Annotated in this window: 14 protein-coding genes; 11 read left to right on the top strand and 3 right to left on the bottom strand. The window is 35.5% G+C overall.

Annotated elements, in window-relative coordinates; genetic code table 11:
- Positions 1-20: 20 nt before the first annotated feature.
- Together BUE22_RS11735 and BUE22_RS11740 are read right to left on the bottom strand one after the other, a co-directional pair.
- Positions 21-1,613: a magnesium transporter MgtE N-terminal domain-containing protein gene (locus tag BUE22_RS11735; RefSeq protein ID WP_073395196.1), complete on the bottom strand. Its 1,593-nt coding sequence runs from the start codon at positions 1,611-1,613 to the stop codon at positions 21-23.
- An 18-nt stretch (positions 1,614-1,631) separates the two neighbouring features.
- Entirely contained in the window at positions 1,632-3,107 is a 1,476-nt protein-coding gene (locus tag BUE22_RS11740; protein ID WP_073395197.1) for an MFS transporter, read from the bottom strand.
- A 1,190-nt stretch (positions 3,108-4,297) separates the two neighbouring features.
- On the opposite strand from BUE22_RS11740, the gene BUE22_RS11745 reads away from it, so the two are divergent.
- The 11 genes from BUE22_RS11745 (at position 4,298) to BUE22_RS11795 (ending at position 21,106) form a co-directional block, all read left to right on the top strand.
- A complete protein-coding gene (locus BUE22_RS11745) occupies positions 4,298-7,423 on the top strand; it encodes a SusC/RagA family TonB-linked outer membrane protein (protein WP_073395198.1) in 3,126 nt (1,041 codons plus the stop codon).
- A 16-nt stretch (positions 7,424-7,439) separates the two neighbouring features.
- The gene (locus tag BUE22_RS11750; RefSeq protein ID WP_073395199.1) at positions 7,440-8,918 is read left to right on the top strand and encodes a RagB/SusD family nutrient uptake outer membrane protein; all 1,479 of its coding nucleotides are present in this window, start codon (positions 7,440-7,442) and stop codon (positions 8,916-8,918) included.
- 24 nt (positions 8,919-8,942) lie between these two features.
- Positions 8,943-10,511 carry an arylsulfatase gene (locus BUE22_RS11755; RefSeq protein ID WP_073395200.1) on the top strand — a complete coding sequence of 523 codons (1,569 nt, stop codon included), beginning with the start codon at positions 8,943-8,945 and terminating at the stop codon, positions 10,509-10,511.
- Positions 10,512-10,590: 79 nt separating this feature from the next.
- Complete coding sequence (locus BUE22_RS11760) at positions 10,591-12,525, top strand: arylsulfatase (RefSeq protein WP_073395201.1); 1,935 nt, start codon at positions 10,591-10,593, stop codon at positions 12,523-12,525.
- A 77-nt stretch (positions 12,526-12,602) separates the two neighbouring features.
- Positions 12,603-13,154, top strand: a complete 552-nt coding sequence (locus BUE22_RS11765; protein ID WP_159438475.1) for a DUF1254 domain-containing protein — start codon at positions 12,603-12,605, stop codon at positions 13,152-13,154.
- A 79-nt stretch (positions 13,155-13,233) separates the two neighbouring features.
- Positions 13,234-13,827 (top strand): DUF1214 domain-containing protein, encoded by a 594-nt coding sequence (locus BUE22_RS11770; RefSeq protein ID WP_073395203.1) that lies wholly within the window; start codon positions 13,234-13,236, stop codon positions 13,825-13,827.
- A gap of 302 nt (positions 13,828-14,129) precedes the next feature.
- On the top strand, positions 14,130-15,203 hold the full coding sequence (locus BUE22_RS11775; protein WP_073395204.1) for a sterol desaturase family protein: 1,074 nt from the start codon (positions 14,130-14,132) through the stop codon (positions 15,201-15,203).
- 89 nt (positions 15,204-15,292) lie between these two features.
- Positions 15,293-16,006 (top strand): rhodanese-like domain-containing protein, encoded by a 714-nt coding sequence (locus BUE22_RS11780; protein WP_073395499.1) that lies wholly within the window; start codon positions 15,293-15,295, stop codon positions 16,004-16,006.
- A gap of 368 nt (positions 16,007-16,374) precedes the next feature.
- Positions 16,375-17,994 (top strand): sulfatase-like hydrolase/transferase, encoded by a 1,620-nt coding sequence (locus BUE22_RS11785; protein WP_073395500.1) that lies wholly within the window; start codon positions 16,375-16,377, stop codon positions 17,992-17,994.
- Positions 17,995-18,106: 112 nt separating this feature from the next.
- The gene (locus BUE22_RS11790) at positions 18,107-19,369 is read left to right on the top strand and encodes a YeiH family protein (RefSeq protein ID WP_073395205.1); all 1,263 of its coding nucleotides are present in this window, start codon (positions 18,107-18,109) and stop codon (positions 19,367-19,369) included.
- 96 nt (positions 19,370-19,465) lie between these two features.
- Positions 19,466-21,106, top strand: coding sequence for an arylsulfatase (locus BUE22_RS11795; protein WP_073395501.1), 1,641 nt, complete (start codon positions 19,466-19,468; stop codon positions 21,104-21,106).
- Between the two features lie 276 nt (positions 21,107-21,382).
- Here BUE22_RS11795 and rocD read toward each other — a convergent pair whose 3' ends face one another.
- On the bottom strand, positions 21,383-22,636 hold the full coding sequence (gene rocD, locus BUE22_RS11800; protein WP_073395206.1) for an ornithine--oxo-acid transaminase: 1,254 nt from the start codon (positions 22,634-22,636) through the stop codon (positions 21,383-21,385).
- Between the last annotated feature and the right edge of the window lie 172 nt (positions 22,637-22,808).

A 22,808-nucleotide genomic window follows, 5' to 3' on the forward strand; every position in this document is an offset into this window, starting at 1 on the left:
TCATTTTAATGATTACTTATTTAACTTGGTTTCTCGCAATTTTTACGATTGTAAAACCACCAATTGATTCCTGTGGCTAAGACCGTAAAAACAGCAACTCCTATAAAAAATTGATTTACAGTACCATTCGCAGATAAATTATTACCTATTAATTTAGAAAAGATAAATGGCCCAAATGCTGCAATTGCCGCTGTCCAGCCAATTACTCCGGCTGCCTGACGTTGGTTTTCTTCAAAAATAATTGGGTATTGTCTAAATGTTCCTGCGTTTCCAATTCCCGTAAAGAAGAACATTCCCAAAATTACAGCAACAAAAAGAGGAAACTGTTCCATGCTTGTTGGCGCTACTAATCCTTCGGTAACCAGAATAATCGATCCGGCTAAAATTCCTAAACCAGTAATTGTTGTTAATATCGCACCTCCCACTTTATCGGCTACAAAACCAAATGCAATTCTGCTTGCTGAACCAATAAGTGGTCCGTAAAAAGCATAAACTAAAGGATCCGGAGCATTTGGAAAATCTCCATATAAAAATTTAATCATTAAAGGAAAAGCTGCCGATAAACCTGCAAAAGTTCCAAAAGTCATAACATATGTTATAGTACAATACCATGTATGTTTATTGGAGAAAATATCCATCTGTTCCTTTACAGATGCTTTCATCGGAATACTTCTAAGATAAAACCAACTTACAATTGATAGTATTATTAAAAATGGAATGTACCAAAAGGCTGCCGATTGTAAATAGATTTCTTTATTATTAACCGCAGTATTATTTGGGCTGATATCATTTAATATTTTTTCAGCCATTTTTGGATTTGCATTGGCTATCGCTTTTGCTTTTGCTTTTAAAGGCAATGAAGTAAAAAGATCCACTTTATCCTCTGATTTGATAGCTGTACTTACAGAGTCAATAATTGTTTTCTTTACGTTTGTCAATATTCTCGCCTGTACATCTGGATCCAGGGCTGCAAAAACCTCATGTTGTTTTTGAGTACTGGCATTTTGAAAAACAACTATTGCTTCTTTATGATCAATGCTAGTAAATTGTGATGCGGCACCAAAAATACTGACACTTATTATGAGGGGAGTAACAAATTGTGCTACTGATACTCCAAAATTTCCTATTCCGGCTTGTATTCCAAGTGCTGTTCCTTTAAGTCTTTTAGGAAAAAACAAACTTGTACTTGGCATATAAGAAGAGAAATCTCCACCACCAAAACCTGTAGTAAAAGCTAAAAGTGCAAATACCCAAAAGGGAGTATTGATATCCATTACTGCAAAACCAATTCCGATTACCGGAATTAATTTAATGGCAGTTGCAAAAGAGACCACATGTCGTGTTCCGAATATTGGTAAAATAAAAGTATGAATGATTCTTAAAAAACCTGCAGCCAGACCAGGAATTGCTGTTAACCAAAAAAGCTGATCTTTTGTGAAACGAAACCCTAATCCCGGTAATTTAACGGCGATAACACTCATCATAAACCAGGAGGCAAATGATAATATTAAAGTTAGTGTTGTTATTGTTAAAGTTCTCCAGGCAATTTTGCTTCCGTTAGAGTTCCAAAACGTATCATCTTCAGGTTCCCATTTGTCTAACCAAGTTTTCATATTTATTCTTATTTAATTTTAATGATTGTGTTCTATATCTCTGGTAAAATCAGGTGATTTAATTCTCATTGCATTGATGATTGTTCGGTGCATCCACAGTAAACAAAGAACGGATACGACGAAAATAAAAATCCAGGAACTCGTCCAGAGTCCGGTATAATTTAGGAGATAACCAAAAATAATTGGCCCGACAAAACCACCCAGACCGCCTATTAATCCTACCATTCCACCCACTACACCAACTTCGTTAGGAAAATATTCGGGAATATGTTTGTAAACAGCAGCTTTTCCTATTCCCCACGAAATCCCTATAAGAATGACCAAAACCACATAAACCCAAAGATTGGCGCTAAACTTAATTTGTGTGACACCCTGAGCTAATAATTCTTTCTTTTTAACTTCCTGATTTTGTTGTACAACAATTTCCTGCCATGAATTTTTTACAGGAAAAATTGCCGCGTCATCATTATTTGAAATTTGCTTTTCATTAATTTTATGTGTTTTTCCGTTTACGGTAATTTCATTGGCAGAAATGGCTGTGACAACACCATTTGCAGAAGACAAAACTCCGGGACCTGCTGTGAAAATTTCCATTTTTGGAAACATCAATAAAAAACTAATTACTATTGATGAACCTAAAACCCAGTACATTACTTTTCGGGCACCAAATTTGTCTGATAAATAGCCGCCAAAGGCTCTTATAATTCCGGAAGGCAAACTAAACATCGTAGCAAACATTCCGCCCATTACCAATGTTGTATGGTACACATTCATAAAATTGGGAAGCAGCCATTGCGAATACGCCACAAAAAATCCAAAGACTAAAAAATAATAAGCTCCAAAACGCCAAACCCGAATGTTTTTAAGAGGAGACATTAACTCATTCATTGTTTTTGAAACACCCTGATTGGTTTTATTTTTGGCAAAAACAACAAACAATATTCCTATAATAACCAATATTGCTCCGTAAATGACAGGCAACATTTTCCATCCGTTAACGGGATCTTTTTCTGATAAATGATTTAATAAGGTTGGAGCAATAAAAGTAGTAATGGCCGCACCTGCATTTCCCATTCCAAAAATACCCAAGGCTCTTCCCTGCCATTCTTTTGGATACCAAATTGAGGTATAACCAATTCCCACAGCAAAACTTGTTCCCACTAATCCGAAGAAAAAACTTAATACAGCAAAGCTCCAGAATGATCCGGCAAAGGGAAGCAGAAATAACGGAACGGAACAAAGTAGTAATAAAATCGAAAACACAATTTTACCGCCATATTTATCTGTTAAAATACCAATAGGGAGCCGGAATATTGAACCTGATAAAATCGGAATTCCTAACAGCCAGCCTGTTTCTACCACTGTCCAGTTGAATATTCCTTTGTCTACAAGGTAAGTAACCAAAACACCATTTAGTGTCCAACATGCAAAACATATTGTAAAAGCGAGTGTATTTAGAAACAAAATTTTGTGAGATTGAGATAGATTACTCATAAAAAGACTATTTATAATATGTATTTAAAAACAAATCGGTTTTTAAGAAAAATGTTTTTTTCTAATATTGAAACACAAAGTTGAATAAATAAATTCTGACACAAAATGACATTTGTCATATAAAAAGATCTCGCCTGTTTGGTGACCTTAATTTTGATAAGTTAATATTGAGAAAACACACTTAATGTGTCTTAGGCAGATAAATCCAGTGTAGTAAATAAGAATAGGTGCTGCTTGTAATTTATATAAATTTAGTAATAAAATTCCATCTAAAATAATTTAATTTTTATTTCACATAAACTTAATTAACTCATATACTTGCAATTACATTTTATTATAACCTTTAAAACTCCAATTTCTTTTGAGTATGTTTTAGCAACTTATTTACCTTGTATTTATGCTTCAAAAAACATTATTTTTTTGTTAAAATCAAATTTCGAAGACGTTTTTGGATGATCTAGAGAAATTTGGAAGTAATTAAAAATGAATAAATTAAGTATAAAATACTACATTTTTACGATGCTAAAATATTTTTTTAACATTTTCTGAAATTTAAAAAATAATAAATAATCAATTAATAATCAGGTATTTAACCACTTAAAATAACTCGATATTTCAGACTACAAATCATTCATTTCAAAAAAAAACATATTTTTTTTTGGTTTTTATTATATTAAAATTAACTTTGTCTATAGGATTAGTAGAGTTTAAAATAATATTTCAAACCATAAAGAACTAAATTTTGAAAACAACAGAAAGCATATCGTATTACATCTTTCCTAAAAACCACACAAATAACAATTTCTGTTATATGTGTTTCTGTTGTTGTTAATCTCTCGACCTTGAATCGTTTATCTTGATTTCCTTTAAATCAAATATAGAAACGAACCTTTTTAAAATTCACCAAAGCATAGCTTTAAATTTTTCCAAAAATCTATTTGATACATTTATTTGTGTCAATATGATTCTTGAAACTATATATGTAAATCCAAAAAAAAATAATTAATAACTAAATAAACTAACAATGAAAACAATGCACAACTGCTGTAAATAAATAAAAAAAGCCATTTCTGCGGCAACAGAAATGGCGAGGCTTAAAGAAAATTTATCGCTAAATAAAAAGAACCGCAGAGAGTTGAAAAATCAACTTTCAAGGCTCCTTGTTAATTACTAAAAACCAATACAAAGAAATGAAAAAATATTTAAACATATACTCATTACTATTTCTCCTGTTGCTTTCGGCAGGAATAAACGCCCAAAATACAACCCCGCTTATACAATCAAAACTCGACGGAACGGTTGTCGATGATGTTACAAATCAGCCTATTATTGGCGCATCTGTAGTTATTAAAGGTACTACTCACGGAGTACAGACAGATGCAGAAGGAAAATTTTATTTTCAAACAGGTCAGAAATTTCCATATACCTTAATTGTAAGTTACATTGGATATAAAAAAGCCGAAATAATTGTAGAAAAAAATCCAATTACTATTAATTTAAAAGAAGAACGTCAGGAACTTGATGAATTAGTTGTTGTAGGTTACGGTACTCAAAAAAGAAAAGATATTACGGGTTCTGTAGCTTCGGTGCCAAAAGCAAATTTATCTCAGGTTACTTCATCGGCAGATAATTTACTGCGAGGCGCTATTTCAGGAGTTGTAGTTACACAAAGTTCAGGTCGTCCCGGAGCTTCATCAAGTGTACGTATTCGTGGAGGAAACTCTATTACAGCCGGTAATGAACCGCTTTATGTTGTAGACGGAATCCTGATTTATAATGATAACAGCAACAGTTCGGCAGGAGTTTCGTTTGCGGGAGCTTCAGTCAATGTTTTATCAACTATTAACCCTGCTGATATTGAATCTATTGAAGTATTAAAAGATGCATCGGCAACAGCCATTTACGGATCTCGTGGCGCAAATGGAGTTGTAATTATTACTACCAAAAAAGGAACAAAAGGTCAGGATAATATTTCGTATCAGGGTTATTTTGGAGTTCAGTCGGTTTCAAAAAAGCTGGACTTAATGAATGCTTCACAATGGGCAAGTTTGCGTAATGATGTTCAGGCAAGTATTGGTCAGACACCTTCTTTTTCTGCCGCGCAAATTGAGGCTTTTAAAACTTCTGGCGGATCCGACTGGCAATCTGCAGCTTTTGTAAGAGCAGCTCCGGTTCAAAATCACCAATTATCATTTTCGGGCGGAGATGAAAGATCAAGATATGCAGTTTCTGCAGGATATTTTGATCAGGAAGGAACTGTAATTGGTTCTGATTTTAAACGAATTTCGCTTAGAATTAACTATGAAAAAAACTATTCTCAAAATTTTAAATTTGGTGTAAATGCCAATTACAGTAATTCAGTTTCAAATGGTGTAGGGACAAATAATGCTGGCGGAAGAAATCCAAACCCATTAGTAAGTGTTGCACTTACGGCTCCGGTTGTACCCATTAAAAATGAAGACGGAAGCTATAATGTTACCAATAATCCTTACGCAACTTCTGTAAATGGATATGTTCCAAATCCTATTAATGATTTGGAAAATACTATCAATGAAACTAAAATCAACAGAATTCTAACCAGTTTATTTGGCGAATATAAAATAACCAAAAAACTAACCGCTAAGGTTGCAGTAAGTGGCGACGTTATCAATACTAAACAAAACTACTATGCTCCGGCAAATACCACAAACGGTGCCGGAACTAAAGGACTGGCTTCTGTTGGAGACAGATTAGTAAGTTCTGTTTTGAATGAAAACACGCTGAACTACAATACTACTTTCGGTGAAAACCATAAATTTTCAGCTTTGGGTGGTTATACATTGCAATATACGCAAGGAGAAACAGTTACAGCGGGAGCAAATACTTTTGTAAATGATGCGAATACGTACAATTCTTTGCAGGATGGTGTTCCTGTAAAACCTTATAGTGATGCATTCGAGAGTGTATTAAAATCATGGTTAACGAGAGTAAATTATTCATATAAAGGAAAATACAACTTCACATTATCTGCGCGTGCCGATGGGTCTTCCAGATTTGGTGCAGAATCACTTTGGGGTTATTTTCCTTCTGCAGGATTTTCATGGAATATTACAGATGAAGAATTTGCTAATAATATTAAAGGCGTAACCGAAGCCAAACTTAGAATTACTGCGGGAACAACAGGAAATCAGGAAATTGGAAATTACCTTTCTTTAGCACAAATGGGTTCTGTTAATTACTCTTTTGGAGGCACATTATATACAGGATTGGCTCCTACCCGATTGGCAAATCCAGATTTGAAATGGGAAAAAACCAATCAATATAATGTTGGTTTAGACTTATCATTATTAGACAGAAAAGTAAATTTCGTTTTTGATGTGTATTACAAAAAAACAAACGATTTGCTTATCAATGTTCCGGTTCCGTTGACTTCAGGATATGCGACTGTCCTTCAAAATATTGGTGGAGTTGAAAACAAAGGAATCGAAATTGGTTTAACAACAGAAAACGTGAGAACAAAAAACTTCTCCTGGAATTCGAACATTGTTTTTTCTGCAAACAAAAACAAAGTAGTTTCTATAGGAAACGGTGTTGATCAGTTTTTTCCGGTGGTTCCAAACGGATCTTTATTGCAGCAACAGCCTGTAACCGTAAAAGTTGGTTTACCGTTAGGAACTTTCTGGGGATACAGAACAAACGGGATTTTCCAGACTCAGGAAGAAGTAAATACGCAGCCTAAAATAAACAGTCTTGCGAATACAAGAGTGGGAGACAGAAAATATGTTGATACTAACGGCGATGGCGTAATTACGGCACTTGACAAAGGAAATCTTGGCAGTTCACAGCCAAAATTTGTTGGAAGTTTCAGCAACACTATTTCATACAATGATTTTGATTTGAATTTCTCTTTCCAGGGATCTTATGGTGCTAAAATATTCAATGCATTGAATCAACAATTAGAAATTTCAACTTTGGGAACCAACGCTGCGGCAACTCTTGAAGACAGATGGACACCAACAAACCCGAGTAATGAAATTCCGAGAGCATCAAGTTCTCCGGTTGGAATTGTTTCTGAGCGTTATGTAGAAGATGCTTCATTCCTGAGATTGAAACTAATCACTTTAGGATATACTTTACCTAAAAGCGTTTCTTCAAAATTAGGGGCAAAAAGTGTCAAGTTTTATGTATCTGCAGAAAACCTGATTACGTGGACAAAATACACTGGCTATGATCCTGAAGTAAGTTCATACGAACAAAATAATTTATATCCGGGAATCGATTTTGGTTCTTATCCAAATTCAAGAACCTTCATTTCAGGACTGAATGTAACTTTTTAAGCAAAAAATATAAACGATGAAAAATATATTTATAACAACAATATTAAGCGTCACGTTGCTTGTATCGTGCGCAGATCTGGAGGTAACTCCAACCTCTTTTGTAACCGAAGACAATTACTTTAAAACACAAGATGATGCTGTGGCAAGTGTAACAGCCGTATATGCCTCTTTAAGTCTTGATCCGGGAGAGCAGAGTTTATTTGGAAGAAACTTATACTTCCTTACCGATATGGCAACAGATTATGCATCGGCAGGAGTTTCTGCTACAAACCCACAGGTAAGAGCATTGAGCAGTTTAACGCATGATGCCACTTCAGACCGTGTTCAGGTGGCGTGGAGACAAATTTATGCCGGAATCAACAGAGCCAATGTTGCTATTGATAATATTCCGAAAGTTTCTGGTTCTGAGGTTGTAAAAACGAGATTAATCAATGAAGCGAAGTTCATCAGAGGTTTATTGTACTTTCAGGCAGTTCGTCTTTGGGGTGGTGTTCCGATTGTTTTGCACGAACCAACTTCTATTCAGTTAGAAAGTTTAAAATCAAGAAGAGCGACGGTTGATGAAGTGTACAATCAGATTATTTTAGATTTAAAAGATGCTGAAAGCCTGCCTGCAACTTATACCGCTGCAGATGCCGGACGTGCTACATCGGGAGCTGCAAAAGCTATTTTGACAAAAGTATATCTTACCAGAAAAGATTGGCCAAACGCAATTGCAAAAGCCAATGAAGTAATTAATGGCGGATACGGATATGCGCTTTTTGAAGATTTTCAGGACATATTTACCAAAACAAAAAAGAACGGAAAAGAACATATTTTCTCTGTTCAGTTTGAGCCAAATCAGGCAGGAAACGGATCTAGCGGAAGTACTTTTCAAGGAACTTCTTTTACAGGATTTACAGCAACAGAACCGGCAGATATTATCTCTGATGTTGCTTTGTTTTATGATATTTATGCGGCAGGCGATAAAAGAAGAGATGTAAGTTATGCAAAACAATTGCTAAACCCAACTACTGGAACATTGTACACTTTTCCGAAACCACTCTTTAAAAAATATCTGGATTTAAGCAATTTGGCAACTCCGGGAAATGTGGCTATTAATTTTCCTGTAATTCGTTATGCGGATATCCTTTTGTCTTTGGCAGAAGCCATAAACGAGCAAGGAGCACCAACACCGGAAGCTTACGAATTAATCAATCAGGTGAGAAGAAGAGCTTTTGGAAAACCAATTACTACGCCAGACCCAACGGTTGATTTATCGGGCTTGACCCAGGATACTTTCAGGGCGGCAATTCAGGAAGAACGCAAAAAAGAATTTGTTCAGGAAGGTCAGCGTTGGTTCGATTTAGTTCGCTGGGGAACTTTGGTTACAGAAGTAAAAAAAGTAACAGCTAAAAACTCGGTTTCAGAAAAAAATAATTTATATCCGATTCCGCAAAGCGAAAGAAATATCGATCCTGTTGGATTGCCACAAAATCCGGGTTACGGAAATTAATAAAGGTTTATACAAGTAAATAAAATGATTAAAAAACTGTTCCTACTTGCCCTATTGGTTGTTGTACAATTTCAGCTGTTTGCACAGAAAAAGCAACCTAATATCATCGTCATTCTGGCAGATGATTTAGGTTTCTCAGATATTGGTGCTTTTGGCTCGGAAATTAAAACGCCAAACCTGGATAAACTCGCTACAAACGGGCTTATTCTAAATCAGTTTTACAATGCAGGGCGTTGCTGTCCTTCCCGCGCTTCATTGCTCACAGGTTTGTATCCGCATCAGGCAGGAGTTGGCGATATGGTGCAGGACAAAGGGTTTCCAGCCTATCAGGGATATTTAAACGAGCATTGTATTACGATTGGGCAAGCACTCAAACAGGCAGGATACAACACGATTGTTTCCGGAAAATGGCACGTTGGTTTAGTACCATCAGCCTGGGCAGTGAATAGGGGCTTTGATGATTCTTTTACTTTGCAAAATAATGGAAGCAGTTATTTCAACTCAGAACCTTTGTATAACGACGGTAGAAAAGTTACTTTTTTAAAAGGAGATCAGGAAATTATCCGCAAGGATACTTCGACTTATCTGACTCAGGAAATTACCAATTTTGCTATTAATTCTTTAGAAAAACAGCGAAATCAGCAAAAGCCATTTTTTCTTTATGTTGCTTATAATGCTCCGCACTGGCCCATTCAGGCACTACCTGAAGATATTGCAAAATACAAAGGCAAATACCTTGAAGGCTGGGATAAATTGAGAGCAAGCCGTTTTAAAAAATTAAAAGAACAAGGCATCATTGATAAAAACTGGGACTTATCAAATCGTTTTGAAAAAGTGACGGATTGGGAAAAACTAACTGCCGAAGAAAAAGACAAATGGGATACAAGAATGGCAATTTACGCTGCTATGATTGACCGAATGGATTCCGGAATTGGAGAAATTCTGCAAAAAGTGAAGTCTTTGGGAGAAGAAGATAATACCCTTATTCTTTTTCTTTCGGATAATGGCGGAAGTGCCGATGATGTAAAAAATTGGAATTACGTGACTCAAAAAAATGGAAGGCCAGGTTCGGTTACGTCGATTGATAGTTACGAAAGCCCGTGGGGAAATGTGAGCAACACACCTTTTCAATTATTTAAAAAGAACACTCACGAAGGCGGTATAGCTTCTCCTTTTATTGCTTATTACCCAAAGCATATTAAGGCAGGCACAATAAGCAACAGGGTAAGCCATTTGATTGATATTTTTCCAACTTTTCTGGAGTACGCGGGTTTTCAATATCCAGATTCTTTTCAGGAAAAAAAACTTACAGCTCTAGAAGGCATTAGCTTAAAAAAAGAATTTGAAGGAAAACAATCTAAGACACATGAAGCTTTGTTTTGGGAACATGAAGGCAGCAAAGCAGTAAGAAAAGGTCAATGGAAAGCCGTAGCCGAAAACAATCAGCCGTGGGAATTGTACAATCTTGCAAATGACAGGACAGAAACAAAAAACCTTGCAAAATCAGAAACAAAATTGTTACAGAATCTGATTGAATTACATCAGCAATGGTCAGCAAAAGTAGGTGTCGAAGATTGGAATAAAATAAAATAGTATAGTAAAATACAGATTACATGATTATAAGTTTAAACAACTAAAATTTATTACTTAATCAACCATAAAACTATTTAAAATGAAAAAAATTAATAATAAAAGCACAATCAAAAGTCCCCAAAAAGGGCTTTTGATTACTGCCCTTCTTGTAACACAATTAGGAGCAGTACAGGGATTTGCACAATCAAATCCCGATCAGGAATTTAAAGGTACAATTGGAAAAACCACAGCCGATTCTAAAGAATATTGGCCTGATCCCGTTACAGCACCAAAAGGTGCACCAAACGTAGTCTGGATATTATTGGACGATGTTGGTTTTGGAGCTTCAAGTTCTTTTGGAGGTTTGATCCAGACGCCAACATTTGACGAACTGGCTAATAACGGTTTGCGCTATACCAATTTCCATACAACAGCTATTTGTGCTCCTACCCGCGCCGCTTTATTAACCGGAAGAAATTCTGGAAGAGTGCACGTTAGCGGTTTCTCTCACACGGTTTTATCCGCAGGTTTTCCGGGTTGGGATGGCAGAATTCCATCTGATAAAGGAACAATCGCAGAGATTTTACGCGATAAAGGGTACAACACTTTTGCCGTTGGTAAATACGGTTTAACGCCAGATGAAGAAGCTTCAGACGCGGGACCGTTTGACAGATGGCCAACAGGAAAAGGTTTCGAACACTTTTTTGGTTTCTTAGGATCACAAACAGATCAGTACAAACCTGATTTAGTAGAAGATAACACGCATATTGTTCCTGACGGAAGACACTTAACAGAACAAATTACAGACAAAGCGATTACGTACATTAAAAACCAGCATAAAGCCGCGCCAAACAAACCTTTCTTTTTATACTATGCGCCGGGAGCGGTTCATGCACCTCATCAGGTGGAGGAAAAATGGAGCGATCCATACAAAGGGAAATTTGATGATGGCTGGGATGCTTACCGCGAAAAAGTATTGGCAAACCAAAAGAAATTGGGCGTAATTCCTGCCAATGCCGTTTTACCGGAACGTAATCCGTTGATTGCTGACTGGAAAAAATTAACGCCGGATCAGAAAAAAGTGTACGCTCGTTTTATGGAAGTTTACGCCGGATATCTTACCTATACCGATTATGAAATTGGAAGAGTTGTTAATTATTTAAAAGAAACCAATCAGCTTGAAAATACTTTGATCTTTGTTGCGATTGGCGATAACGGAGCGAGTAAAGAAGGGACAACGCAAGGCGTAATCAATCAAAATCTTTTTGCCGGTGGTGTATCTGACGAGAAAAATCTTCAGGATAATTTAAATAATATTGGCGAAATTGGAACTGCAAAAGGTTTGAATACCAATTTTCCTTTAGGTTGGGCACAGGCTACAAATTCACCTTTCAAAAACTGGAAACAAGACGCACATTCTGAAGGTGGAACACGTAATCCGTTGATTGTTTATTATCCAAAAGGAATTAAAGAAAAAGGCGGTATCAGAAACCAATACAGCCACGTAACAGATTTATTGCCAACAACATTGGAGATTGTCGGAATTAAAGCGCCGGAAACGATTCGCGAAATCAAACAGGATAAAATTCAGGGTTCTACTTTTTATGCTTCTTTAAATGATGCAAAAGCAGAATCACTTCACAAAGTACAATACTATTACATTTTTGGAAACAGAGCAATTTACAAAGATGGATGGAAAGCAGCTGCGGCACATCTTCCGGATTCTTTTGCTTTGAAAAATAATCTTGGCAAAAACGAAAAACCGGCACCAAGCAATTTTGATGCTGATGTTTGGGAATTGTACAACTTAAACGAAGATTTTAACGAACGTAATAATCTTGCTAAAAAATATCCTGAAAAACTGGCTGAATTAAAGCAACTGTTTGAAGAGCAGGCAAAAGAAAACAATCTTTACCCGCTAATTGACTGGCAGGATGTTTTTAGCAGAAGAATACATAATAACGGAACTGATAAAGGCAAAAATCTTCAGGAGTTAATTCGTCAGGCTAACAAACCGGCTGGTACTACTAATTAATATTATAACCAACATAATCCTCCCAGGTCTTGAAACCTTGCAGGATTATGTTAAAAAATAAATTCAAAAAGAAAACGATGGCAGCAATAAAACCGATAATCAAAAAAGGAATTTTCGCCTTAGTTCTTGTAATAATTGCAGTAAGTTTTTATTACTTAACCATTTGGATTACTCCGTATTACGTGCAAAGTAAATTTGCCGAAAAAAGTCTGGGATATGTAAATACACCAAGATTTGGAGACCAGCCAAATGCCGAAAACAGCAGAGTGATTCCGCTACCAAATCCTGATTTTTTGTATTCAACCATTAATTATGATTTAAAAGATAATGTGCTGAAAATTTCCGGTATTGTTCCCGATTCAACGTATTGGTCGATCTCTGCGTATCAGGAAAACACCACTAATTATTTTGTTGAAAATGAAGAGCAGGTAAAATCAAAATTTGAATATTATCTGGCTGAAGAAGGAAGCAAATCCGAAGTTTTGAAAAATATTCCGAAAGAGAAAATCATTTACAGTCCAACAACAAAAGGGTTGATTCTGTTTCGTTATTTAGTTTCGAAAGCATATCCGGTAAAACAACTTTCTGGGTTGCAACATGGTGTTTCAGTTGTGAAATTAGTGAAGTAAATACGTATGAAAGCTTTATCAAAGTATAAAACTTTGACAAAGCTTCCAAAAGAAAACATTCATTTTTAAAATCAAAAAAATGGCTTTAAATCAAAAAATAAAGAAAATAGCAGTTGGATTAGGATTAGTTCTTCTTGCTATACTAATAGGAAGCGGTGCCGGCATTTACAGTATCAAATCCGGAAAAAGCGATTCGCAACGAATTATTGGCAACTGGCAAACTGTTGATAAAGACAAAGACCTGAGCACAGCCGATTTGCTAACAATAGCTCAAATAGCGGTTTATAGACCTTATGCCTTAACTAAAAAAGAAGTTATTTACTTAAGCACAAATACTGATAGTGACGGAAATGCATTAGACCCAAAATCAGATTATGTGATTAGCGGTAAAAAACTAGACGCTAAATATTGGAGCATAACGGCGTATGATGAAAATGGTTTCCTGATTAAAAATCCGATTAATAAATACAGCTATAATCTTGAAAATGTAAAATATCAGGCAGATAGTACATCGTATAAAATTAATCTTTCGGGTACAGAGAAAAAAGAAAACTGGCTGCCTACTAACAACATTAAAAAGACAGGCTTAATTATTCGATTGTATTTGCCATCTGAAAAACTGAGAGAGAATTTAACCATTGAGGAACTTCCTTCTATTCAAAAAGTAAAATAATAACATTTTCAACAGAATTGTAACAAAATTTATTAAAATACAGATAATTAATTCTACTAAATCCATAGAGTTAAAAGAATTTATTTTTTATTTTTGTCACACAAGCTAATCCACTGAATTTCAAATGCAAAGTTTGAGGTTCAAATCAAATAAATAATAACACAAAACACAAGATAATGAAACGAGTAGACTATGAAATTATCGGGAAAAAAATTATCGTGGGTATAATTTTATTTTTAGTTCCTCTGGCGATTCTGGCCGGAGGTTTAACCTTAATAAATCAATTTTTAAAATAAAAAATTATGGCAGCAACACAAAATTCAAACAGTAAATTGACAAGAGATTTGAGTATTAGTCTTTTGATATATTCATTGCCGGTTGTGGCAATTTTCCTTTACTTTAAATTAAGCAACGGACTTGTAGCAGAATCTCATGTTACGATACCATCATTTTTAGAATTTGCAAAACCTGCTTTTCAAAATATACGCACCTGGGGATTAACTGTTTTCATGTTGGTTTTGGGAGCAATAGAATTTGGCGCTGGTTTATACGACGATCAATGGACGGGCGAAGAGCGTAAGATTGATATTGTAAGTTTTCTGGCCCCAAAATTAATCCTGCCTCCTATTATTGCATTTTTTAGCTTAACGGCTTTGCCATATTTAATTTCAAATTTAGCTAATACACTATCATGGGTTCCGTTTTGGGGAGGTTTTTTCCTTATTGCTATTGCCGATGATTTAACGCAATATTGGTACCACAGACTTCATCACCAGGTTCCGTTTTTATGGCGTTTCCACAGAACGCACCATTCGGCTCCATACATGGGAATGGCGATGGCTTCGAGACAAAACTTTATTTATACTGTTTTCTTTTCTCAAATTTATTTGACAGCCACTTTAACCTATTTAGGTTTAGGTTTACCGGCTCTTTTTGTTTTGGTTATTAAAAGTTTCATCACTTTGGGAGCACACTCAAGCATTGCATGGGACAAACCTTTCTACAAATACAAAGTTTTACATCCAATTGCATGGGTTTTAGAACGTTTGATTTCGACTCCGGCAACGCACCACGCACACCACGCAGATACAAGCGGTGACGGTGTTGGACACTTTAAAGGCAACTTCGGAAATATGTTTTTCATTTGGGATATGATCTTCGGAACGGGTTTAATTACACGTAAATTCCCAAAATCATACGGAATGAAATCATACAAACAAGAAGAATGGTACGCGCAGTTTTTGTGGCCAATATTCAAATCTAAAAAAGAAGGAAGTGCTTTGGCAGAAGGCGTTCTGGCAGTTCCGTTAAAACCAAAAGCAGAAGAAAATCTGGCACCAAGTCCGGTTTATTACGACGAGCCTGCTCAGGTATAAAACCAACAAAAATAAATTAAATAATAATTGGCAGTGTATTCGAAAATAATCCCGAATACACTGCCAAACTTATGCAAAAACCAAAATTTATGAAAAATAAAATACTCAAAAACGGCATTATAACTTTTATGCTGCTTTTTACAATTGCAGGTTTTTCGCAAGGAAACAGTGCCAATATATTGCTGGATGCTTTTTATTCGAAAATTAAAAGTCAAAAAAATCCACAAATAATTGATGCCAGAGGAAGCGACGAATTTGCCTTAAATCATATAGAAGGTGCAGTAAATTTCAACCTAAAATCTGAAGATTACGAAAAGCATGTTGCAGCCTTAAATCCGTCGCAACCGGTATTTATTTATTCAATCGCTGCTTACAGAAGCGGGCTTTTATCTACCGATTTAGCTAAAAGAGGTTTCAATGAAGTCTATATTCTCGAAGGCGGAATCGCAAGCTGGATTGGTGGCGGAAAACCTTTTTACAGCAATTTAAAAAGTAAATTATCAATAGCCGAATACAAAAAAATCCTTGCCGATAATCAATACGTTTTGGTAGATATTGGTTCTAAATATTGCGCCACCTGCAAAACCGTAAAAACCATTTTAGAAGATATCAGATCTCAATATGGTAAAAAACTCAAAATTATCGAAATTGAATTGGAAGAAAGTCCGCAGGTTATTGCCGATTTAAAAACCGTAAAGGTCTTCCCTACTTTGATTTTATATCAAAATGGAAAAATCATTTTCAAAAAAGATGGTTTGGGAAATCTTAAAAGTGATGTTGATGTGGCTTTGGCACAAAATTAATGTTTTCAATCCTCCTGCAAGGTTTTCAAAACCTTGTAGGTTTAAATTACGCTAAGATTTGAAGTATTTCATGTTTTAGAGATACCTACAAGGTTTTGAAAACCTTGCAGGAAACGGAAACATAGAGTTATTTCTTTTTGGAATTTACACATCAATTTTTAAACACATAGAAATATAGATCATTAGACGTAAAGCTTTGTCAAAGTTTTAAACTTTGACAAAGCTCTTCAAACACAAAAATCTTGTTTTTTCGCAAAAGCCTATGAGATTTATTTTAAAGTGAAACGTCTTTTCGGCATCATAAAAATCTATGTTTCTGTGTGTTAAAATTATACTCTAAAACTTATACCAAAACAATTCAAAAAAATATGGCATCATTTAAAAGAATAAAAAACATTCTTATTCCAATTCTTCTCGTCCTTTTTATTGCGGTACTATTTTTATTCTGGCCTATTAATACAAACGGAAAATTAATAGAACCTGATAAAAAATTAGTTGAAGGAAAAACGGCATTTCTGGCACAAAAAGATACTTCAAAATCATCAGAAAAGAAACCTAATATTATCATTCTCCTCGCCGATGATTTGGGTAAATACGATATTTCGTTATACGGAGGAAAATCGACGCCAACGCCTCAAATTGATTCTTTGGCGGCTTCTGGCGTGACTTTTACAGACGGTTATGTTTCGTCTTCGATTTGTTCGCCTTCGCGTGCGGGTTTGTTGACGGGTCGTTATCAGGAACGTTTTGGACATGAATATCAGCCCGGAGACCGATATCCAAAAAATAACCTGGAATATTATGCTTTCAAATATTTGATTAATACGAATAGCTGGCGATTAAATCAAAAAATAGAATACCCAAATGAAGCTTCGATAGCCACTCAGGGTTTACCACAATCTGAAATTACATTTGCCGATTTAGCCAAAAAACAAGGATACGCAACAGCCATAATCGGGAAATGGCATTTGGGACACAACAAAGGATTTTTTCCACTGGACAGAGGTTTCGATTACCATTACGGATTTTATCAGGCGTTTTCGCTTTACACGCCCGAAGATGATAATCCGGATATTGTCAACCATCATCACAAAGATTTTACAGATAAAATGATCTGGGGAAATGGCCGTGTCGGAATCGGGCAAATTCGTCGCGATACAACCATCATAAAAGATAAAGCCTATTTAACCGAAACATTTGCTGACGAAGCCGAAGCTTTTATCGATAAAAATAAAACCAAACCTTTTTTACTTTATGTTCCGTTTAATGCGCCACACACGCCATTTCAGGTTCGAAAAAAATATTACGATCGTTTTCCGAATGTAAAAGACGAAAACAAACGCGTTTATTTTGCCATGATCAGCGCGCTTGATGACGCTATTGGAAGAATCGTTGCCAAAGTAAAAAAAGAAGGTCTTGAAGAAAACACCTTAATCATTTTTGCCAGCGATAACGGTGGTGCCGATTATACTTTCGCCACAACAAATGCCCCTTTAAAAGGTGGAAAATTTTCGCATTTTGAAGGCGGTATCAATGTTCCGTTTGCACTTTCGTGGAAGGGAAAAATTAAACCGCATACGGTCTACAAAACTCCTGTAAGTTCACTGGATATTTTTAGCACAATTGCTGCTGTTACGCATTCCGGTTTGCCAAAAGACAGGGTTTATGATGGTGTCGATTTAATTTCAACTGTCAACAATAATACAGAAGCACACAAAAATTTATACTGGCGTTCCGGCGATGCAAAAGCAATTCGAAGCGGTGACTGGAAATTAATCATTAGCGGAAAAACGCACGAAGAATGGCTTTATAATCTGGCAAACGATAAATCTGAAACGACAGATTTGGCTCAAAAAAATCCGGCAAAAGTAAAAGAGCTTCACGCTGCTTTGCAAAACTGGGAAAAAGGTCTTGTAAAACCTTTATGGCCTAATTTAACCTATTATGAATTTAACTTTGGTAAACAGAAATACTTTGTCGATTTGTAAAAGTTACAGAAGTCCTGCAAGGTTTTCAAAACCTTGTAGGTCTATAATTCACTCGCTATATTAATAACTATACCTACAAGGTTTTGAAAACCTTGCAGGAAATAAACATAAAATGCCAACTACCTCAAAACAATTTAATATTCACGAAGACTGGACAGTCGTTGTTCTCGGATTTCTAATTATCGGGATTTCACTATTTGTTTTTCTTCCGGAAGTTCCCATTTTCAAATGGTCAAACGGAGCAGAATTAAGCAATGATGTTTTTGCTTTCTCGAATTTGAAACTCATCATAACCCAATTTATTTATCTAATCATTATTGGAACACTCGGGGCTTTTTTAATTGGAAAATCGGTAAAATATTTTCTATTTGTTTTTCCGATAGTTTATATTCTAACTGTCATTGCACTTATTCTGGCAGGAAATTCAGAAATAAAAGCGCTCAATTTAGAAGCCGTTATTTTCAGTTTAATTATCGGATTACTGATAGGCAACTTTTTCAAACTTCCCGAATGGTTTCGATCTGCACTTGCTACAGAAGTATTTGTAAAAATCGGATTGGTTTTATTGGGAACAAGTGTTATTTTTTCAGACATTCTAAAGGCCGGTTCTTTAGGATTAATTCAGGCTTTGGTCGTGGTTTTATCGGTTTGGTATTTTGCTTTTTGGCTTTGCCGAAAATTAAAAGTCGATGATGAATTAACCATGATGATTTCTAGTGCGGTTTCTATCTGCGGTGTTTCTGCTGCTATTGCCACTTCGGGTGCGATTAAAGGCGATTCAAAAAAACTGTCTTATGTAATTTCGATGGTTTTGGTAACGGCAATTCCCATGATGATTTTTATGCCGATCATTGCCAGACATTTTCATTTTCCTGAAGAAGTAACCGGCGCCTGGCTCGGCGGAAGTATCGATACATCGGGCGCAGTTGTCGCTTCCGGAACTTTGGTTGGTGAAACAGCCTTAAAAATTAGTACGATTGTAAAATTCTCGCAGAATGTTTTATTAGGATTAGCCGCTTTTGCAATCTCGGTTTATTGGACATATACACATAATAAATCAGATGAAGCTGTGGCATCAAAACCAACTTTGGGCGTCATCTGGGAACGTTTTCCGAAATTTGTTATTGGCTTCATTGTCGCTTCACTGGTTTTTTCTTTTTTAATTACTCCGGAAGTTCGTGATGAAGTAAAAGACAGTTTAAAAAATTTACAAGGCATTTGGTTTGCACTTGCTTTTACAAGTATTGGTTTAGAAACCAACTTTAAAGATTTACTCCGTAATAATAGCAAAAAGCCCTTGTATGCTTTTTTAATCGCGCAACTATTCAATGTGATTATTACGCTGATTATTGCCTTTTTGTTGTTTGGTAAATAAAATTAAAGACTTTACTTTTCTTCGAGAACTTTGTCAAAGTTTGAAACTTTGACAAAGTTAAACACAATGATTTCGACATATAAAATATCAACTATAATGAAAAAAACACTTATTACACTAAACCTTTTATTGGCTTTCAGCTTTTCTATTCATTCTCAAAATAACTCCAAACCAAACATCATTTTGATTATGGTCGACGATATGGGTTATTCTGATTTAGGAAATTACGGCTCCGAAATTAAGACACCCAATCTCGATAAATTAGCTCACGAAGGTCTGCGCTTACGCGAATTTTACAACAACTCCATTTGTGCACCAACGAGAGCTTCTTTATTAACGGGACAATATCAGCATAAAGCCGGAGTTGGTTTTTTTGATGTTAATTTAGGATTGCCGACATATCAGGGATATTTAAACAAAGAATCTTTGACTTTAGGCGAAGTTTTTCGCTCTGGCGGATACAGCACAATTCTATCCGGAAAATGGCACGTAGGTTCTGAAGATCAGGCGCAATGGCCAAATCAAAGAGGTTTCGATAAATTTTACGGTATTTTAAAAGGTGCTTCTAATTATTTTGATACTAAAGGTTTGCCTTTCGGGAAAACGCCTTATCCGGTAAAACTGCTTCGTAATAATGAAGAACTGCATCCAAAAGATGACTCGTATTATTTTACAGATGAAATTGGAAATAATGCGGTTACTTTTTTAGATGAACAAAACAAAGAAAACAAACCTTTCTTTTTATATCTCGCTTTTACAGCACCGCATTGGCCGTTGCAGGCAAAACCTGTTGATATTGCAAAATACAGAGGGAAGTTTGATGAAGGCTGGGATATTTTAAGAGAAAAAAGAATTCAGAAATTAAAAGAAAACGGGATTTTACCAGCCGACCAAACCATTTCTGCAAGAGATCCCGAAGTTCCGGAATGGAATAAATTAACGTATGACGAAAAACAATTCTGGAAAGCAAAAATGGAAGTTTACGCCGCAATGGTCGACAATATGGATCAGAACGTTGGGAAAGTTTTAGAGAAAATAAAAGCGTTAAAAAAAGATAAAAACACCTTGATTATTTTCATTTCAGATAATGGAGCTCAGGGCGGTTTTAATACTTACAATCCGCTTGGAAGAGGTTTGGTTCGAAACGAAGGACCTGTTGGAACTTCAGGATCATTTGATTATCAGGAACAAAACTGGGCGTATTTGTCTAATACGCCGCTTCAGCAATATAAAAACAATATGCACGAAGGCGGATTTAGTTCGCCGTTTATTGCGTGGTTTCCATCAAAAATAAAAGCGAATCGTATCGATAAAGGAACTGGACATATTATTGACCTTGCTCCTACTTTTTACGAATTGGCCGGAATTGAATATCCAAAAGAATATAATGGTGCGATCACAAATCCTTTGGCTGGAAAGAGTTTATTACCTGTTTTATTTGATAATGTTTCGCAGGTTGATAGAGGCGCACCATTATTTTGGGAAAGAGCAGGAAACAGAGCTGTTCGTGACGGGAAATGGAAATTAGTTTCAACTTATCCTTCGTATGAATGGGAACTTTATAATATTGAAACTGACAGAGGTGAAACAACCAATGTTGCCAAACAAAATCTTGCAGTTGTAAACCAACTTTCGGGCAAATATTTTGATTGGGCAAACCAAACAGGAGTTGTAGAATATAGTAAATTCAACGCTAAACCTGAGCAAATGCCAGGCGGTGCGGCTCTAAAGAAATAATTACTTTTTTTGATATTTTAAGTAATTATAAACAAAAAGCGATTGTCATAGAACAATCGCTTTTTTATGTAATAAAGTAAGCTGAATTAATATGTAACGTGTAATTTAATTAAACACATAGAAGAAACATAGATTTTATTTTACTTTGAAAAGATTATTTAAAGAAACTAGTTTCTCACACATAGTAGCTATGTTTGTTAATGCAAGTGAAACGCCTTTTAACACACCAATAAGCTATGTTTCTATGTGTTTAAAAAATACTTTTCAATTGATTATTTAATCTCTAAAATCATTCAAAGATTTCTCGATGATTTCAAGACATTCCGCAATTTGAGTTTCTGTCATCACCAATGGCGGTGCTAATCTAATTTTATTTCCGTGAGTTGGTTTTGCCAATAATCCGTTGTCTCTAAATTTTAGGCAGATTTCCCAAGCCAAATCAGAATCTTCACCGCAATTAATTACAATGGCGTTTAATAAACCTTTACCTCTAACTAAAGTAATTAAATCGTTACGCTCTGCAATTTCGTTTAATCCTTTTCTTAAAATGATTCCTAAACGTTCTGCGTTTTCGGCTAGTTTTTCTTCTTTTACAACTTCCAAGGCTGCGATTGCAACGGCTGCTGCAACAGGATTCCCTCCAAAAGTAGAACCGTGCTGACCCGGTTTGATCACATTCATGATTTCATTATTCGCCAAAACTGCCGAAACCGGATAAACTCCGCCAGAAATTGCTTTTCCTAAAATCAGAATATCCGGCTGTACATTTTCGTGGTGTACGGCCAATAATTTTCCGGTACGGGCAATTCCCGTTTGAACCTCATCTGCAATAAACAATACATTATGTTTTTCGCAAAGTGCTTTTGCTTTCGCCAAATATCCTTCTGATGGAACATAAACTCCGGCTTCACCCTGAATTGGTTCTACTAAAAATCCGGCAATATTTTTTGATGATTCCAAAGCTTTTTCAAGAGCTTCAAGATTATCATATTCAATTTTTATAAATCCATCTGTAAAAGGTCCGAAGTTTTTACGGGCACTTTCATCATTCGAAAAGGAAATAATAGTCGTTGTTCTTCCGTGAAAATTATTTTCGCAAACAATAATCTGAGCTTGATTTTCGTGAATTCCTTTTACTTCGTATGCCCATTTTCTACATAGTTTCAAAGCCGTTTCAACCGCTTCAGCACCTGTATTCATTGGTAAAACTTTATCAAAACCAAAATAATTGGTTACAAATTCTTCGTAGTTTCCTAATTTATCATTGTAAAAAGCTCTTGAAGTCAAGGTCAGTTTTTGAGCCTGATCGACCATTGCTTTTACAATTTTAGGATGACAATGTCCTTGATTTACTGCAGAATAAGCTGAAAGAAAATCATAGTACTTTTTGCCGTCAACATCCCAGACATATACACCTTCTCCTCTTTCTAAAACTACCGGAAGCGGATGGTAATTATGAGCTCCGTATTTATTCTCTTTTTCGATTAAAACTTCCGATTTAGACGAAAGAATTTCTTGTGTATGTGCCATAATATTTCTTTTTATTGAAACAAAAATATAAAAATTATTTATTTACAACGAATAAAACACAAATATTAACTTATAATCACTTATATAAAATCAAAATCACTTAATTTAATCAATAAAAAAGTCATTTTAATATTCAGAAATAAACATCTAATCAGACTTATTTTTATCTTTA

This window comes from Flavobacterium pectinovorum (assembly GCF_900142715.1).
Lineage (GTDB): Bacteria > Bacteroidota > Bacteroidia > Flavobacteriales > Flavobacteriaceae > Flavobacterium > Flavobacterium pectinovorum.